This is a genomic window from Actinotalea caeni (assembly GCF_009733795.1).
GTDB classification, from domain to species: Bacteria; Actinomycetota; Actinomycetes; order Actinomycetales; family Beutenbergiaceae; genus Pseudactinotalea; species Pseudactinotalea caeni.
The window spans coordinates 43,980-58,858 of sequence record NZ_WNXX01000010.1 but is presented as its reverse complement, the minus strand read 5'-3'; the positions used below and the strand labels follow the sequence as shown (position 1 = coordinate 58,858).

Sequence of the window (14,879 nt, the reverse complement as noted above, 5' to 3'; positions counted from 1 at the left end):
CGGTCGCCGTGGCCGGTGGTCGGGAAGCGCGGGAGCCCGAGCCGGCGGCGGCCGGTCCGGGTCAGCCGAGCTGGTCGTCGGTGACCCGGTCGCCGTCCTGCACCGGCCGGATGAGGTCGGTGAGGTCGAAGCCCTGACGGGTCGCCTCGGCGAGGTAGTCCTGCTCGACCGCGGGGTCGACCTGCGGGGTCCGGGCGAGCAACCAGAGGTTCTTGCGGTCCGGCGTGCCGACGAGCGCGTGCTGGTAACCCTCGTCGATCCTGAGGACCCAGTAGTCGCCCTTGGTGAACGGGATCCAGCGCAGCCCCTCGGGCAGGAACGTGACCTCCAGGCGGGCGGGGGAGTCGCCGGCGGGGGTGGCGCGGCCGATCGCCTGGGTGGGCTCGCCGTCGGCGTCGTAGCAGCGGTTGTCGACACGGATCGCGCCGTCGTCCTCGAGCGAGTAGTGGGCGGTGACGTCGCGGGCCTCGGCGTCCTCGTAGCGCAGCGGGAGCCGCGCGATCTCGTACCAGAGCCCCAGGTAGCGGTCGAGGTCGAGGGTCGGGACGGACGTGACGTCGGTGCTCTCGGTCATGGGTCGGGCCTCTCGTCGCGGACGGCGTGCCCTCGCCACGCTACCGGCGACCCGGTGCGTCGCGGGGGAGCGGGGTGGGGGTCCGCGGGACCGCGGGGCGCGCCGTCGGCTAGCGTGAACCCGCCGTCGAAGCCGCAGAGGAGACGTTCATGACGCAGCTCGTGCTCACCGCCGTCGGGGACGACCGCGAGGGCCTGGTGTCGGCGCTGTCGCAGGTGGTGGCCGAGCACGGCGGCAACTGGCTCGACAGCCAGTTCTCGCGGCTCGCGGGCAAGTTCGCCGGGATCGTGCTCGTCGATCTGCCGGCCGAGCAGGTGGCGGCGTTCACCGACGCCGCAGGCGCGCTGCGGGACCGGATCGGCTGGAAGGTCGAGGCGACCCCGGCGGGGACCGGGGGAGGGGAGGGGCACGAGGTGCAGGTGCACCTCGTCGGTCTCGACCGGCCCGGGACGGTGCGCCAGGTGACCGAGGCGCTCGCCGCGCACCACGTGAGCATCCGGACGTTCCGCTCCTGGACGCACCCCGCGCCGCAGGGCGGCGGGCTGCTGTTCGAGGCCGAGGCGGTGGTGACGCTGCCGGAGGGGCTGCCGGTCGAGGTGGTCCGACAGGCGCTGGAGCCGATCGCCGACGAGCTGATGGTCGACCTCGACCTCGCGGACGCCGGCTGACCGGGCGGGCGTCGGCGGGGCTGGGTCTGGCGGGCGCGGCTCGGCGGTCCTACGCTTCCCGGCATGCTCGAGCTGCGCCCGAACTGCGAGTGCTGCGACCGTGACCTCGCCGTCGACGACGAGGCCTACATCTGCACGTTCGAGTGCACGTGGTGCCCCGCGTGCGTCGCGACCTTCCCCGACCGGGCCTGCCCCAACTGCGGGGGCGGACTGGAGCGGCGACCGGTGCGGCCCGCGTCGCTGCTGGAGCGGTACCCGGCGAGCACGGAGCGTGTGGTCTCGGACGGCTGCCGGGCGGCAGCGAACCGCTGACGCCCGTCAGAGCGTGAGCGCGACGACCCCGCCGAGCAGCAGGAGGAGCCCGTTGGCGAGGGCGATCCAGAACCCGGCGAGGCGCGGGGCGTCGTCGTCCCACCGGTCCTGGACGAGCACGACCGCCGCGACGGCGAGCGCCATGAGGCCCGCGACGACGGCGTAGAGCAGCGTCGAGTACAGCCAGGCGTAGGGGAGGAAGTGCGCCGCGAGGACGATCGTGACGACGACGGCCGCGGTGAGGTAGCGGGTACGCACCAGCAGCACGACGACGAGGGGGATCGCCGCCATCTGTCCGAGCAGGAGGTAGGAGGAGAGACTCTCCAGCGCCGGGTGCTCGGGAGCCGGACCGGTGGCGGCCAGCGCGGTCAGCGCGAGTGCCGCCGGGAGCGCGACGCTCCCTTGGAAGACCATGGCGAAGCCGCCGACACGGGGACCGAACCCGCGCCACAGGAGTGCGACCACCAGCCACGTCGTGCCGTACGCCAGCAGGAACCCGAAGCCGTGCCGGTTCACCTGCGCGAGCTGCTCGAGATACTGCTCGACCCCGTCCATGCGGAGCCAGCCTAGGAGGGAGACGCAAGCGGGCACCGGAGGCCGCCGACCGGCTGGACGGTGGAAACGAGGCGCTGCTCCGGACGCCGCTGCCCTAACCTCGGGGCCATGACCAGGACGGTTCGCCAGGCGACGCTGCCCGATGTCGACGCTCTCGTCCGGCTCCGCGCCGAGATGTTCGCGGCGATGGGGGTCCCCGAGACGGGCGGCGAGTGGCGGGCCCACGCGCGCCGGTGGTTCGCCGACAGGATCGACGACGCCGACTACCGCCTCGTCGTCGTCGAGGTGGACGGCGAGGTCGTGAGCTGCGCCGTGGGCGCGATCCGCGACGCGGCGCCGTCGCCGAGCGTCCCCGAGGGGCGTGACGTTCTCATCAGCAACGTCTGCACGGCTCCCGCGCACCGCGGGCACGGGCACGGCCAGGCGGCGTTCGACGCGGTGATGGCGTGGGCTCGCCGCACGGGCGTGGGTCGCGCCGAGCTGATGGCGACCGAGCTCGGGCGGGGGATGTACGTCAGCGCCGGGTTCCGTGAGGAGCGCTGTCCCGCGATGCGTGCGGCGCTGTCCGGCCCTGGGTCCCGAGGCGAGGGGTCGGACGGGCGCTCGGCGCGGGTGGCGACGTCGATGGGCTGAGGTGCACGGTGCCGGCGGCGTGCGCGACGTCGTGAGTTATGTCAGAAGGGGAGTGCGGTGGGGACGGGACGCAGGGGAGGCGCGTCAGCGATCAACCGCGCCGGCACGGCCGCCGCCACACTCGCGGCAGCCGGAGCGCTTCTCCTTGGGGCGTGCACGGGACACCAGGCCGTCGAGCCCGAGCCGAGCGACCCGGCGACGTCCTCACCGACCTCCGACGATGCCGACGGCTCGGCCGATCCGATCGACGCGCCGGCGGTCCCGGCCGTGCAGACCCGGACCCCGCTGGTGGACTACGCCGATGGCAGGCGCATCAGGACGGATCGGCTGCGCCGACGACGTCGTCACGAGCAGTGGGTTCCTGACTGTCGTCGAGCCGTTCAGCACGAGCGTGTACACCTTCGACGCGTCTGAGGGCGTTGCAGTCTGCGCGTCGCTGGCGTCGAGGCGGGCGAGGACGCGTGCGACAGCCTCCCGCCTGGGTCGGCTCCTCACGCCCTGCTGACTCTCATGGCGGTATCCGATAATGGACATTATGTCATTCCAACCCAGCATTATTGCAACGGATGCACGATTGCGACTTCCCTCCACCCCTCCACCCTTCCCCCGTTGATCTGGCCAGCCCAACCCTCCTGACCTGGGGCGTCCCACCCTCGATTGAGGCTGCAGGACACCAACTGGAGGCAAGCCTCGATCACGTTAGGATCGCCACCGGGCATCCGCCACGACGCGTTGACCTGCGGTGTTGCGCGTCATCGTGCATCAGATGCATGATACGTGCAACTGGTGGGCGAACGTGAAGGGTGCGAGATGGCCGTTGATGCCGTTGGTCGGTACGTGGACGTCGCTGGTCTGCAGGCTCTGAGACCGGAAGAGCACGTGTTCAGGGAGATGCTCGATGGTTGGCGCAATCAGCAGCTCAGCCGCAACCTTCAGCACGCCACGATCACGGCACGAGAGCAGTTCATCCAGCGCTTCGTGGGAGCGACGAACGAGTACCCATGGCGCTGGAGCGTGGCACACGTGGACGAGTTCTTCGGCGACCTCCGTTCGATCAGGCAGGTCCGGCGCTCCACGGTGCGCGGATATCAGAACGCGCTGCGGCTGTTCTGCGACTACGTCAGCACCAGCGACTACGGGTGGCCATCGGTGTGCGAACGGCTCTTCGGCACCCACCCCTCGCAGGTCTGTTTCGAGTGGAACACGGCCCGTCACGTACAAGACGAGGAGTCCGACCCCACGCGGCGAGCGTTCACCAGAGCAGAGTTGCAGCAGTTCCTCGACCGCGCAGACGACGAGGTCGTCGACATCACCGCCCGCGGCCGCAAGGGCTGGCTCGCGGCCTACCGCGACTCGGTCATCTTCAAGACCGCCTACGCCTGGGGGCTGCGACGAAACGAGGCCAGACACCTGCAGACGGTCGACTTCTCCCGCAACCCGCACGCGCCCGAGTTCGGCCGACACGGAGTCCTCCAGGTCCGCTGGGGCAAGGCCAAGAAGGGCTCTCCCCCGAAACGGCGCAGCGTGCTGACCGTCTTCGACTGGGCCCCAGAGGTCATCGAAGACTGGTTGGCCACCGGTCACCCGCGCAGTGGCGCTGGGCTCGATCTGTTCGTGACCGAGCGAGGCACGCTGGTCTCCGAGGCGGCGCTGCTGGCGCGGTTTCGCCGCTACTGCGACGAGCTCGGACTAGCGGCGGGACTGGACTTTCACTCGCTGCGCCGCAGCTACGTCACACATCTGATCGAGTCAGGGATGGACGCGCTGTTCGTGCAGCAGCAGGTCGGCCACGAGCACGCCTCGACCACGGCGATCTACACCTGCGTCTCCAGCGACTTCCGGGTCAAGACGCTGCGACGCGCTTTGGATGGCACCCTCAAGGCTGCCCTGGCCGGCTACGAGAGCGAGTAGAAGATGCGCAAGACGATCACCTATCAGTGGCACCTGGCCGAACTGATGGCCAAGGCCGGCATGCACAACAGCACGGACCTACTCCCCCACCTTCTCGAGCGCGGCATCGACCTGTCCCCATCACAGGCCTACCGCCTGGTGACCGGCCGACCCGAACGCGTCTCGATCCAGTTCCTCGCCGCGATCTGCGACATCTTCGACTGCGAGCTGAACGACCTCATCACCTACACCGCCGCCACTCAGACCAAGCGTCGAGCCGCCGCGGGGCCGAACGTGGTCGACCTCGACAAGACCGCACGACCGCGCCGCGCCAGGATCGTGCCCGATGGTGATTGAGGTCAACCCACGCAACACCGTGCAAGGCCGCCCACGCACCAGCGGCAGCCGCGTCTGCGCCCGCTGCTACCGGGCCGCTGCAAAGTACCGGATCCGCTGGCCGGAAGGGCCGATCTGCGGAATCTGCTTCCACAACGCGATGCGCACCCACGGCAACTGCGCACACTGCGACACCGACCGGCTCCTGCCTGGCATCGACGAGCTGAGCGCCTCGCCGATCTGCGCACCGTGCGCCGGCATACCTTCGATCATCTGCGCCAGCTGCGGCAGCGAGGCCGAGCATACCGGCGCGACCACTGCGCACGCTGCTGCCTGCGCAGCGACCTACAAGCCCTGCTCCTGGACCAAGCCAACGAGCCCGACGCCATGCGACGACTCCTCGACGTACTCGCTGCCGCTGAGCGACCCGAGAGCGTCTTGACCTGGATGCGACCACAGGAGGTCCGCGATCTACTGCGCCAGCTGGCCACCGGCACGATCCCGCTGAGTCACGAAGGCCTTGATGCCGAACCGCGCAGCAACCGTATCGAGCACATGCGCAGCATCCTCGAAGCACACGAACTCCTCCCCCAGCGCGACCACCACCTGGCCCTGTTCGAGCGATGGCTGACCGCGAAACTGGGCGCCGTCGACGACCCGAAGATCCGTCAACCCGCCGAGCAGTTCGCCCGCTGGCACCACCTCGCCCGGATCCGCAGAGCTAGCAGGCCGGGAACCGGCAGCCGCGGTCCGGTGCACGGCGCGAAGCAAGAGATCACAGAGACGATCCGGTTCCTCATCTGGCTCCGAGACACCCACCACCGCTACCTGCAGGACTGCAGCCAACTCGACGTCGAGTCATACGTCGCCGACGGGCCGAGCACCCGCATGAACCTCCGCACCTTCCTGGTCTGGTGCAATCAGACCGGAACCAAGACCGGACTCACACTTCCCCACAGGCAGGCGCGCCGACAGCCGCGCCTGACCCAGCAGGAACGGCTGAACTGGATCCGCGAGCTCCTCACCGGAGACTCCGAGAGCCTGCCCTACCGCATCACCGGCACACTGCTACTGCTCTACGCACAGCCGATCACTCGCCTGGTCACGCTACGCACCGACGACCTCTCGATCACCCCGGACGGCCCGTCGCTGACCTTCGGCACCGATCCCGTCCCAATCCCCGAACCGTTCGCACAGATGCTCATCTCTCACGTCCAAGATCGCCCCAACCAACGCGGCGCCAACCACGCCAGCCCCTGGCTGTTCCCGAGCACCCGCGCCGGCCGCCACCTGCACCCGAACACCGTCCACATGCGGCTACGCGCCCTCGGGATCAGCAACCTCGCAGCACGAAATCGCGCCATCCAGGACCTGGTGATGGAGATCCCCGCTCAGATCGTCGCAGACCTGCTCGGCTACAGCGACGCGGTCACGAACAAGCACGCCCAGGCGATCGCAGCCCCTCACGCGCAGTACATCGGCGTTTCCAGAGAACCCGAGTAGACATCCTCCCGTGGACGCCAGCGCATCAGTGGACCTCGCCCTGCCGCCTGATGTCAATCCCTCCGGCAGTGGTGAATCTCTGTCGGAGAAGCCCGGGTAGGTGTACCGTCTGCTCACCGGGTGCGACACCAACGAAGGGGTCATCAGATGGGTCAGTTCCACGCCCGTCGGGCCGAAGGTCGTCCCAACCGGTTCCGTTCAGCTGCGATAGCCTTCCTTGTGGCGTTCGGCCTAACCGTCTCCGCAGGCGCCGCAATAGCCGGCACCGCCAGCGGCAACAAGGGCTACTACAGCGTGGGCGGCTACTCCTACGCGAACCAGTCAATCATCACCACAGGTTCGACCGACACCGCGCGCGTCGAGGTCTGGAAGAACCCTCGCACTGGGCTTGTCCCAGCGGGGTACGTGGGCGCTCTTGCTCGGGGCTATCGAGACGTGACCGGAACCGATCCTCTCGTGTGCAGTGCTGGCTACTACTACAACGCAAACGCCACCCAGGGATACGCGGTCAACTGCTACTTCACAGGCTCCTCTGGAAGCGCCTACTACTCATACGGTGTGACCAAGGGCTGGACGGGATCTGTGTACAACGCCTACTTTGCCCCGCGTTCGCCGAACCAGACTGCCTGATGAACTTCTGAGAGGGATGAAGATCATGAAGACTCGAATCGCCCCCAAACGCATCCTGCTCACCGTGGCGGCTGCGGCACTGGGCATAGGGGCGGGCGCGGGCGTGGCCTCTGCCTCTGGCCTGATCTTTGCCCAGCCGGCCGACAGCGAAACCGCCGAGGCCCCCGAGTACGCGGTCTCCGACTCCGGGCTGAGCTACGGGTCATTAGCAGACGCACCTTCGGACGCCCTCGCTCCCGATTTGATTCTGGTCGAGTTGCCTGATGGCCAACAGGGCTACGTCTACAGCGAGGAGCTGTTTGCAGCCGAGAACGACGACCCGTCGTCACCCGAAGAAGCGATCGCGTCCAACGACAAGGGGCCAGTAGGTGTGCCGGTCTACGAGTTGGATGGTGTAACCCGCATCGGCACCTTCTGGGTCGGCCAGGGCCAGTAGCAACCGGCTGCACGGCTCCGGAACTTGCGGGCCGGTCGCCAGCAGCGCCTGATGGCGCAGCAGGCTGGTGCACCCGGGGACATGTCGGAGCCGAGCCGGTCGGAGGCGGCCTGGCCATAGGCGCCCCTCCGAGCGCGTTGGGTTCGGCGACCGCCTGGCCGGCGCTCGGCGCTGTGTTGGGCGTGGTCAGGGTTCCTCGGTGCCGTCGCCAGGTTCGCCACCGCCAGGTCCTGCCCTCCGTCAGGCCGCAGCCTCTCAGCTCAGCCCAGTTCGATCTCGGCTCGCCCTCCCACCGCGACACCGGCCGCAGTTCCGCCGGCCGCAGGTCCGAGATTAATGCTCAGCCCAATACTCTGCGTTGCCAGTCCATGGAGCCGGGCCCGCCACTCCGATGTTGTGACGCTCCCCTTGGCGACACCTGCCGACCCAGGGCTGGCGGCGACATGGACGCTGCCCCGCAGCCCCCTGGCACGACTGCGTCGGGACTCGGGCTCACTGAGAGCATCCCGCCATCCCGTCGCCTCGCCGAACGTCCGCAGCTCTCAGATGGCTCGACGTCGCGCCGGACGACGATGCCGCCGTCGTTCGCGTAGCCGTACGCGACGGAACGATCGGCGGACGACGCAGCCGCGGCGGCGACGTCAGCGCGCGGTTCCCACCGAGCGCACCCACGGTGGTCGACCGGCCCCTCCAGCATGCCTCAGCAGCGCCGGGGTCGCCTTCGCGCCTGGCTCGTAGGTCAGCTCCGCCCTCCTCCCCCTGGGATGTGCGTCCACGGCCCACTCTCCCCTGTCGACCATCGTCGCGTTGTCCACAGATCTGTCGTCGGCTCTCCCGGATGTCGGTGGTCGCACGTATGTTCGACTCATGACGACGACGGCGGCTCCGGCATCCACGGTCGATACCCGGTGTGCGCTGTCGGCCGCGCGCACCGCACGCCACGATGCCGATGCTGCCGAGGTGCGCGTGCTCCGGGCGGCTCTCGAGTGGGCGCTCGCGAACCCGCCGCTGCTCCCCACAATGCCGCCGTCGAACGCGTGCCCGGCCCGACGGGTGCGCGCGCCGTGGAGATGCCGCTCTCCGACGACGCCGTCGTACTCCGCCGGCACCTTGTCGCGATGCACCGGCTGCGATAGCTGAAGGGGTGGCCGAGAGTCAGTGACCTAGCTTGTCTTCTCGTCCGCAATCAGACGGCGCTGACGAATTCGATATACGTGATCGCAGATGAACTCTATGTCTTCGCGCTGGTGGCTCGTCATGACCAATGTCCTACCTTCGTCGACCAAGCGTCGCAGCAGCATCCGCATCGTCGTCGCCATCTCCTCATCCAACGCGTTCAAGGGTTCGTCGAGAATCAGTACAGGCTGGTCTTCCATTATGGCCTGTGCCAATCCCAGGCGCTGCTTCATCCCTAAAGAGTAGTGCTTGGCCTTCTGGGGAAGGTCTGGGTCTAATCCTACCAGCAGCATCGTGTCCCGAACCTTCTCGGCGCTAATGGTCTTCCGGATGCTCGCTAGCGACTGAAGGTTTTCGAATCCCGTCTGATTGGGGATGTATCCGGGGCGGTCAATCATCACACCGAAGCCCTCAGGAAACACTCGGTCGCGGGAGAGGTACTTCTCGTCGATCTCGACCGAGCCGGCGTCCGGCGAGGTGAACCGAGTGAGGATCTTGAGCAGGACCGATTTACCAGAGCCGTTCTCGCCCTGGATTCCGACCGCCGATCCTGGCTGCACGTCGAGGTCCACTCCCGTGAACAAGGCGCGCCCGTGGTAGGACTTCTCGACGCCTTTTAGTTGAACGACAGACATGAAGGGTCCTTCCCCCTATTTAGTTGAGCTCACCGCGGCTGCGGTTTGCTAGAGCGAGAGCTATCGTTGTGAGGACTGCGAGCCAGATCAAGAGGATAAACAGTGGCTGAACATTTAGGGTGGTTGCAAGGGGAGCTGAGTCGTCTACGAAGCGCGCCAGAGACGCCTGGCCACTTGGTGACCATCGCGATGGCGCCCCCACTGGCCACGCAAGCACGAGCGCTGCACCAGTGGCGTAAGCGGCGCTATCAATTCTGCGGGTGACGATTCCGGCGAGCACCAGCAGGAGGAGCATCACCATTACTTGGAGGGCGAGGGCGACCCCCCACGCACCGATGTCTCTCCAGGCGCGGAGATCTGGCAGGCTGCCAGTGCGGAGCGCTATCAATGCTCCAGCCGCCAAGCCAACGAAACCTGCGTAGACGATCGCCCACTGCGCCGCCTGTATCAGACGTCTGCGATACCAGCGCGTGGGTGACCCCAGGCGGATCATTTCTGCGTAGCCGCGACCATCGAGTGCGGCCACAATCTCCCGGTACACCACCAACGAAGGAAGGGCTACGAGTAGACCATTCGCGAGAAAATGTATAAGCGAAGTTGCTTCAAATCCCACCCCTTGCAGCAGGAATATTGCTTGTGACTCCAAGGGCAATTTCGGATCCACCGTGCCGAAGCACAAGGCGGCAACTATGAGTATTCCGGCCCCGACAATGACGCCTCGGACGGGGACACCCGCAACAAATGCGCGATTGATCTCAAGACGACGAGCGATCGACATAGCGAGGATTGATGCCACTACCGCAACCATGACCCCACCGCCCGGCCCAAGACCAAGCACGGAGTCAGCTCGCCAGGGCAGTACGTAGGTCGTCGGCCCTAGCAGCGCGGTCAGTACACCCTCTGACCTGAAGGAAAACCACGTCCAGATCAGCAGTAGAACGGCAGTAACAGGCGGGATCCAGGGCAGGGCCAGGAAAGCACCGCTTGCAGCGACACAAAGAGTCAGCACGGCGAGGGTGACGGCAAGCGCGACCCCCTGGACGAGGGCGCTCAAGACCGGAACCGGGAAGGTTCGCGTCAGGCCGCTGAAGTGAGACAGAACCACGGGGTCCATCGAGGCGGCCTGCCACTGCCAGCTGAAAGACTGCCCCATGCCGCCGACGAGCGCGACAACCATGAGCCCGCCGACGAGCACCGCTATCCACGGACCCGCGGCCCGTAATCGCGCTAGCGCCCAGTCGGTGCGGGCCCCGAACCTGATCAGCACATCGTAGCGAGCGTGCCCACGTAGGTCGCGCAGCATGCACCAAAGTGCACACGGGAGGATCCAATAGCTGAACGCATAGCCCGAGGCCGCGATCTCAAGCACGACCTCCCAGTAGCCGAACTCGTGCAACTGTCCGCCGGCAAAGTCCGAAAGATTCATGCGCGTGTACAGGGCATGACCGGCCAGGCCAGTCAGGTAGATCAGCACGAAGATCCATGGCGGATATGAAGTCTTGGCGCTTATCGACGCAGTCTTCACGGCCTCACGATTCCTGGACTCTGGTAGTCACTCTTGCGCACGATGTAGAGCATTGCGGCTGAGGCAACGGTGATGGCGATGAGGCCGACAAACTCGGTCCAAATAGGTTGTTGAATCAAATGAAACCTAAAAGGAGGTAGCGAGAGCTCCTCGAGTCCGATTACCGCAAGGCCGAACTGCACGGCAGTCCACAGAACCAAGGGTGCCACGAGCGCGACGAATCTATTGGAGACGAGCGCAGTCAGAAGCGTGCACCAGATACCGACACTCGCAGCGACTAAGCCGACCCATAGGCAAAATGCGATGACGTAGAGCGCTGGTGACAGGGCCCAGAGCTGAGATAGCGGAAAGCGTGTCTCGATTGGTCCTGCGGACGCAACCCCGTATCCGTGGTCCGTGTAGGTCAGCCGCGCGACCAACAAAGAAAGGGCGGTCGCGGTCAGAAAGACCGCTCCCGCGAGCATCGCCGAAGACGCGAGCTTTGTGCGGAAGTACTGGGCAGGGGCGACCCGCGTCCTCACGCTATTCGCGTAAGTGTTAGACCATTCGTCCAAGAGTCGGGGCTGAGTCAAGAGTGTAACTAGGAGTGGAAAGAGCAGCCCCAGGCCATCGAACATGATCGTGGCGTAGGACATCCAGTGGTCGAGCGCATAGCCGGACAGGGACGCGACTCCCGAAACGGGAGGCACGATCACGATGAGGGCGGCGACGACGACGAACTGCGGGCGTCGGATCGACGCCCGCAGTTCGTCAAGCAGTTGGTGGATCATTTGGTGATATGCGAGTAAGTTCGATTCAGTTGCTGCGCCAGTAGCCGGACACCTGCACCTGGACGGTCGTCTGCGGCCGGTTTCGGAACTGCGCCCGGACATCCGCGCCCTTGACGAGGGAGTTGTATAGGTAGTGGGTGGTCCCGTCGCTGACCACATAGCCCGTCCACGTGCCGACACCTGACGGCGAGTTGGTGCGGGCGGACACGACGTAGCTTCCGCCGACGGTGCCGGATCCCAGGTAGCCCGCGGTCCCGGTGATGGCCTTGGTCTGGAACGCGGTATAGCCGTAGCCACCCAAGGACGCGACGGTGGTGCTGTAGTTCTGGTTCGTCGTGCCCGCTCACGCTGACGTGCCGCCGAAGGCCAGTGCTGCCGCGAGAGCGACTACGGTTGCGATCCTCTCGCGCACAGTGATCCCCGATCAGTTGTGCCGCGGTCAGGCACCACGGCTGTCGTGAACGTAGCATTGAAGTGGCGTGGATCACAGATGCAACTCGTGAACATTTGGGGGCCCGCGCGCACCGCACGCAAGGAGGCTGATGCTGCCGAGGTGCGCGTGCTCCGGGCGGCGCTCGAGTGGGCGCTCGCGAACCCGCCGCTGCTCCCCGCGACGCCGCCGTCGGACGCGTGCCTGGCCGACGGGTGCGCACGCTGCGGAGATGCCGCTCTCGGCCGACGGCGTACCCGAGGTCGACCGTAATGCCGTCGCCGAGCTCGGCCTCGTCCTCGGCTGCTCGACCCAGGGGGCACAGGCGCTCATCGGTGACGCGCTCGAGATGTCCCACCGGCTGCCAGGGCTCTGGGCCCGCGTGATCGCAGGCGAGGTAGCGGTGTGGCGAGCGCGGCGTGGCGCGCAGGCCACCCGGCTTCTTCCTGACGTCGGCGCCGCCTCGGTGGACCGTCAGGTCGCGCCCGTGGCGGACCCGGTGGGCGGTGCTCAGCTCGACCGCGTGGTCGATGCCGCGAGGGTGCGGCACGACCCGGTGGCAGCGCATCACCTCGCCGAGGAGCGGCGCGAGGCTCGCCACCTCCACATCGACGTCCGCGACACCTCGCTGTCCGGGCTCACGCCGGTCACCGGACGCATCGACCTCCCCGACGCGCTCGACCTCGAGGCAGCGGTCTCGCACGCCGCCGAGCAGCCCGCCGCGTGGGGCAGCGACGACAGCGTCGACGTCCGGCGAGCCCGCGCCCTCGGTGACCTCGCCCGCCAGCACCTCGCCTGGTACGGCGAGCAGACACCGCCCATGGGGATCGGAGACACCTGGATGGCGCATCCGGGCGGCACCGGTGCCGCACACCGGTCGGCTCCGGCGGCAGAACCCGCGTGCGGCCCAGCATCGGGCTCGGTGTCGTCCCCTGACGAGGCCGACGCCCCGCGCACCGCCGCCGGCCCGCGGTGGCAGGTGAAGCCGCGCCGCCAGGTCGTGCTCTACGTCCACCTCGGTGAGAGCGACCTCCGCGGCGGCAGGCACACCGACGTGGGGCGTGTGGAGAGCACCGGCGCTCCCGTCACCGCCGAGACGATCCGGGAGTGGTGCGGCGACAGCAGCACCAGGCTCTCGGCCCGGCCCGTCCTCGATCTCGCCACCTCGCTGCACGCCGACTCCTACGAGGTCCCCGAACGGCTCCGCGAGCAGATCCGCCTGCGCGACGGGACGTGCGTCTTGCCGGGCTGCCGCGCACCGGGTCTGCACTGCCAGGACGACCACATCGAGCCCTACGACCATGGCGACCCCAGTCGTGGCGGGCCGACCCACACGGAGAACCTGGCCCTCCTGTGCCAGCGACATCACACGCTGAAGACCCACCACGGCTTCGGCTACACGCGGCTCGCCTCCGGCGTGGTCCTCTGGCGCACGCCCCACGGCCTGCGGGTGCGACGCAACCCGGAAGGGACGACCGACGACGTCGCCGGGCTCCCGATGACGCCTCCTCGCCAGGCGGACCTGGCCGACCGCGATGTCCGGGCGCGCGGCGACGACGCCGCACCAGAACCCTGACTCCTCCCGCCCCGCACCCGGCCCGCTCGTGCCGGGTCGCCGGCGTGCCCGATCACCCGGTGCGTGGCCGCTGGCGACCGACAACGTCACGCTCTCGTCACGTACCGCGTCAGCACCACCCCACCGGGGAACGTCCGCGTCTCGGCCAGGTCCAGCTCGATCGACCGCTCGAGGCGGGGGAAGAACGGCGTGCCCCCGCCGATGATCGCGGGGTGGGTGACGACCACGTACTCGTCCACCAGGCCGGCGCGCACCGCCGCGGCGGCCAGCGGGGCCGCCGTCGGCCGCCTTGAGGCGACGGCTCTCGTCGACCGCGTCGCCGCTGTGCAGGCGGGTGTTCCAGTCGACGGGCACCGGCGAGGAGGAGAGCACCACCCTCGGCATCTCCCGCCAGCGCCGGGCGAGCTCGGCGTGCGCGGGCGTGACATCCGGCGCCTGGTCGGCCGTCGGCCAGTGCGAGCTCGTCGCCTCCCACAACCACGGCCGTACGGCGCCCCCGGCACGATCGCATACCGACTCGGGCACAGCCCGACGCGGATCCGGACCAAACCCGTTGGCGTCGCCCGACGGCGCCGAGTACCTTGCGCCTCGTCCACCGAGAGAGAGGGTGCTGCTGGTGAGGTACACGGTCTCGATCGACATCGCCCTGCCCCGCGCGACGGTGCTCGAGCTCGCCACCGACCCTGCCCACCTCCCCAGCTGGGTCCGTGGCCTCGTCCTCCACGAACCGATGCACGGTCGCCCCGGCGAGGTCGGCACCGCCTCGCGGATCGTCCTGGAGACGGGACGCCAGCGCGTCACCTGCGTCGAGACCATCACCCGCCGCGAGCCGGCCGATCTGTCCACCCTCACGCCTGACGTGGTCGTCCGCTACGAGCGCGAGATCGTCACCGACGGCATGTGGACCGCCGTCCGCGACCGCCTGACGGACTTCGGCCCGACCAGCACCCGCTGGGAGAGCGAGAACGAGGTCCGCTTCGGGGGCGGACCGATGCGCTTCGTCGGGCCCCTCCTGCGCACCACCTTCCGCCGCCAGTCCAGGCAGGCCATGCGCGACTTCCAGGCCTTCGCCGAGCGCGGCGTCGACGTCCGCGCCACCTGAGCCGGACCGGGGCTCCGCCGACGCCCACCCGCACCCCGATCGAGACGGCGAGACCGTCGCCGTCCGGCGTGATCGTCACCTCCGCGAGATCCGGCACGACGACGTCCGCACGGTCCCCCGAACCGCAC

18 protein-coding genes and 1 pseudogene are annotated in these 14,879 nt (G+C 68.1%); 11 read left to right on the top strand and 8 right to left on the bottom strand.

The annotated features are described in order from the left end of the window. Positions 1–61: 61 nt before the first annotated feature. Positions 62–574, bottom strand: a complete 513-nt coding sequence (locus tag GPA02_RS10465) for a lipocalin family protein (RefSeq protein WP_156199873.1) — start codon at positions 572–574, stop codon at positions 62–64. A 149-nt stretch (positions 575–723) separates the two neighbouring features. Here GPA02_RS10465 and GPA02_RS10460 point away from each other — a divergent pair, with 149 nt between their 5' ends. Next, positions 724–1,242 (top strand): glycine cleavage system transcriptional repressor, encoded by a 519-nt coding sequence (locus GPA02_RS10460; protein WP_156199872.1) that lies wholly within the window; start codon positions 724–726, stop codon positions 1,240–1,242. A gap of 63 nt (positions 1,243–1,305) precedes the next feature. Further along, positions 1,306–1,554: a DUF1272 domain-containing protein gene (locus tag GPA02_RS10455; protein ID WP_156199871.1), complete on the top strand. Its 249-nt coding sequence runs from the start codon at positions 1,306–1,308 to the stop codon at positions 1,552–1,554. Between the two features lie 6 nt (positions 1,555–1,560). Here the strand turns inward: GPA02_RS10455 and GPA02_RS10450 are convergent, their stop codons facing one another. Further along, a complete protein-coding gene (locus tag GPA02_RS10450) occupies positions 1,561–2,109 on the bottom strand; it encodes a DUF7010 family protein (protein WP_156199870.1) in 549 nt (182 codons plus the stop codon). 108 nt (positions 2,110–2,217) lie between these two features. Here GPA02_RS10450 and GPA02_RS10445 point away from each other — a divergent pair, with 108 nt between their 5' ends. After that, positions 2,218–2,742 carry a GNAT family N-acetyltransferase gene (locus tag GPA02_RS10445; RefSeq protein WP_156199869.1) on the top strand — a complete coding sequence of 175 codons (525 nt, stop codon included), beginning with the start codon at positions 2,218–2,220 and terminating at the stop codon, positions 2,740–2,742. A 204-nt stretch (positions 2,743–2,946) separates the two neighbouring features. Here GPA02_RS10445 and GPA02_RS10440 read toward each other — a convergent pair whose 3' ends face one another. After that, the gene (locus GPA02_RS10440) at positions 2,947–3,276 is read right to left on the bottom strand and encodes a hypothetical protein (protein WP_156199868.1); all 330 of its coding nucleotides are present in this window, start codon (positions 3,274–3,276) and stop codon (positions 2,947–2,949) included. Between the two features lie 276 nt (positions 3,277–3,552). Here GPA02_RS10440 and GPA02_RS10435 point away from each other — a divergent pair, with 276 nt between their 5' ends. The 6 genes from GPA02_RS10435 to GPA02_RS10415 all read left to right on the top strand — a co-directional run bounded on the left by GPA02_RS10435 (position 3,553) and on the right by GPA02_RS10415 (position 7,537). Beyond that, positions 3,553–4,653, top strand: a complete 1,101-nt coding sequence (locus GPA02_RS10435) for a tyrosine-type recombinase/integrase (protein WP_156199867.1) — start codon at positions 3,553–3,555, stop codon at positions 4,651–4,653. A gap of 3 nt (positions 4,654–4,656) precedes the next feature. Next, positions 4,657–4,989, top strand: a complete 333-nt coding sequence (locus tag GPA02_RS10430; protein WP_156199866.1) for a helix-turn-helix domain-containing protein — start codon at positions 4,657–4,659, stop codon at positions 4,987–4,989. Beyond that, a complete protein-coding gene (locus tag GPA02_RS19120) occupies positions 4,979–5,410 on the top strand; it encodes a hypothetical protein (RefSeq protein ID WP_204986572.1) in 432 nt (143 codons plus the stop codon). The genes GPA02_RS10430 and GPA02_RS19120 overlap by 11 nt, the downstream gene beginning before the upstream one ends. 5 nt (positions 5,411–5,415) lie before the next feature. After that, positions 5,416–6,471 carry a hypothetical protein gene (locus GPA02_RS10425; protein WP_240133986.1) on the top strand — a complete coding sequence of 352 codons (1,056 nt, stop codon included), beginning with the start codon at positions 5,416–5,418 and terminating at the stop codon, positions 6,469–6,471. Positions 6,472–6,618: 147 nt separating this feature from the next. After that, positions 6,619–7,101 (top strand): hypothetical protein, encoded by a 483-nt coding sequence (locus GPA02_RS10420; RefSeq protein WP_156199865.1) that lies wholly within the window; start codon positions 6,619–6,621, stop codon positions 7,099–7,101. 16 nt (positions 7,102–7,117) lie between these two features. Continuing rightward, positions 7,118–7,537, top strand: coding sequence for a hypothetical protein (locus GPA02_RS10415; protein ID WP_156199864.1), 420 nt, complete (start codon positions 7,118–7,120; stop codon positions 7,535–7,537). 1,163 nt (positions 7,538–8,700) lie between these two features. On the opposite strand, the gene GPA02_RS10410 is transcribed toward GPA02_RS10415, so the two are convergent. From GPA02_RS10410 to GPA02_RS10395, 4 genes are read right to left on the bottom strand one after another with little or no spacing between them, the layout of a single operon-like run. Further along, the gene (locus GPA02_RS10410; RefSeq protein WP_156199863.1) at positions 8,701–9,348 is read right to left on the bottom strand and encodes an ATP-binding cassette domain-containing protein; all 648 of its coding nucleotides are present in this window, start codon (positions 9,346–9,348) and stop codon (positions 8,701–8,703) included. Between the two features lie 19 nt (positions 9,349–9,367). Next, on the bottom strand, positions 9,368–10,873 hold the full coding sequence (locus tag GPA02_RS10405) for a hypothetical protein (protein ID WP_156199862.1): 1,506 nt from the start codon (positions 10,871–10,873) through the stop codon (positions 9,368–9,370). Continuing rightward, positions 10,870–11,643 carry a hypothetical protein gene (locus GPA02_RS10400; RefSeq protein ID WP_156199861.1) on the bottom strand — a complete coding sequence of 258 codons (774 nt, stop codon included), beginning with the start codon at positions 11,641–11,643 and terminating at the stop codon, positions 10,870–10,872. The genes GPA02_RS10405 and GPA02_RS10400 overlap by 4 nt, the downstream gene beginning before the upstream one ends. A gap of 25 nt (positions 11,644–11,668) precedes the next feature. Then, positions 11,669–11,944: a hypothetical protein gene (locus tag GPA02_RS10395; RefSeq protein ID WP_156199860.1), complete on the bottom strand. Its 276-nt coding sequence runs from the start codon at positions 11,942–11,944 to the stop codon at positions 11,669–11,671. A gap of 361 nt (positions 11,945–12,305) precedes the next feature. Here GPA02_RS10395 and GPA02_RS10390 point away from each other — a divergent pair, with 361 nt between their 5' ends. Next, the gene (locus GPA02_RS10390) at positions 12,306–13,649 is read left to right on the top strand and encodes an HNH endonuclease signature motif containing protein (RefSeq protein WP_156199859.1); all 1,344 of its coding nucleotides are present in this window, start codon (positions 12,306–12,308) and stop codon (positions 13,647–13,649) included. Positions 13,650–13,735: 86 nt separating this feature from the next. Here the strand turns inward: GPA02_RS10390 and GPA02_RS10385 are convergent. Beyond that, positions 13,736–14,285 (bottom strand): annotated as a pseudogene (locus GPA02_RS10385) (dihydrofolate reductase family protein). On the opposite strand from GPA02_RS10385, the gene GPA02_RS10380 reads away from it, so the two are divergent. After that, positions 14,266–14,751: an SRPBCC family protein gene (locus GPA02_RS10380; protein ID WP_156199858.1), complete on the top strand. Its 486-nt coding sequence runs from the start codon at positions 14,266–14,268 to the stop codon at positions 14,749–14,751. The pseudogene GPA02_RS10385 and the gene GPA02_RS10380 sit on opposite strands and share 20 nt — an antisense overlap. The last annotated feature ends 128 nt before the right edge of the window (positions 14,752–14,879 follow it).

What these genes read in the sequence shown, in the direction of transcription:
- GPA02_RS10435 (WP_156199867.1), top strand. Translation starts at nt 3,553, where the DNA reads ATGGCCGTTGATGCCGTTGGTCGGTACGTGGACGTCGCTGGTCTGCAG.
- GPA02_RS10460 (WP_156199872.1), top strand. Translation starts at nt 724, where the DNA reads ATGACGCAGCTCGTGCTCACCGCCGTCGGGGACGACCGCGAGGGCCTG.
- GPA02_RS10465 (WP_156199873.1), bottom strand. Translation starts at nt 574, where the DNA reads ATGACCGAGAGCACCGACGTCACGTCCGTCCCGACCCTCGACCTCGAC.
- GPA02_RS10440 (WP_156199868.1), bottom strand. Translation starts at nt 3,276, where the DNA reads ATGTCCATTATCGGATACCGCCATGAGAGTCAGCAGGGCGTGAGGAGC.
- GPA02_RS10455 (WP_156199871.1), top strand. Translation starts at nt 1,306, where the DNA reads ATGCTCGAGCTGCGCCCGAACTGCGAGTGCTGCGACCGTGACCTCGCC.
- GPA02_RS10390 (WP_156199859.1), top strand. Translation starts at nt 12,306, where the DNA reads ATGCCGCTCTCGGCCGACGGCGTACCCGAGGTCGACCGTAATGCCGTC.
- GPA02_RS10425 (WP_240133986.1), top strand. Translation starts at nt 5,416, where the DNA reads ATGCGACCACAGGAGGTCCGCGATCTACTGCGCCAGCTGGCCACCGGC.
- GPA02_RS10400 (WP_156199861.1), bottom strand. Translation starts at nt 11,643, where the DNA reads ATGATCCACCAACTGCTTGACGAACTGCGGGCGTCGATCCGACGCCCG.
- GPA02_RS10430 (WP_156199866.1), top strand. Translation starts at nt 4,657, where the DNA reads ATGCGCAAGACGATCACCTATCAGTGGCACCTGGCCGAACTGATGGCC.
- GPA02_RS10445 (WP_156199869.1), top strand. Translation starts at nt 2,218, where the DNA reads ATGACCAGGACGGTTCGCCAGGCGACGCTGCCCGATGTCGACGCTCTC.
- GPA02_RS10450 (WP_156199870.1), bottom strand. Translation starts at nt 2,109, where the DNA reads ATGGACGGGGTCGAGCAGTATCTCGAGCAGCTCGCGCAGGTGAACCGG.
- GPA02_RS10410 (WP_156199863.1), bottom strand. Translation starts at nt 9,348, where the DNA reads ATGTCTGTCGTTCAACTAAAAGGCGTCGAGAAGTCCTACCACGGGCGC.
- GPA02_RS10420 (WP_156199865.1), top strand. Translation starts at nt 6,619, where the DNA reads ATGGGTCAGTTCCACGCCCGTCGGGCCGAAGGTCGTCCCAACCGGTTC.
- GPA02_RS19120 (WP_204986572.1), top strand. Translation starts at nt 4,979, where the DNA reads ATGGTGATTGAGGTCAACCCACGCAACACCGTGCAAGGCCGCCCACGC.
- GPA02_RS10415 (WP_156199864.1), top strand. Translation starts at nt 7,118, where the DNA reads ATGAAGATCATGAAGACTCGAATCGCCCCCAAACGCATCCTGCTCACC.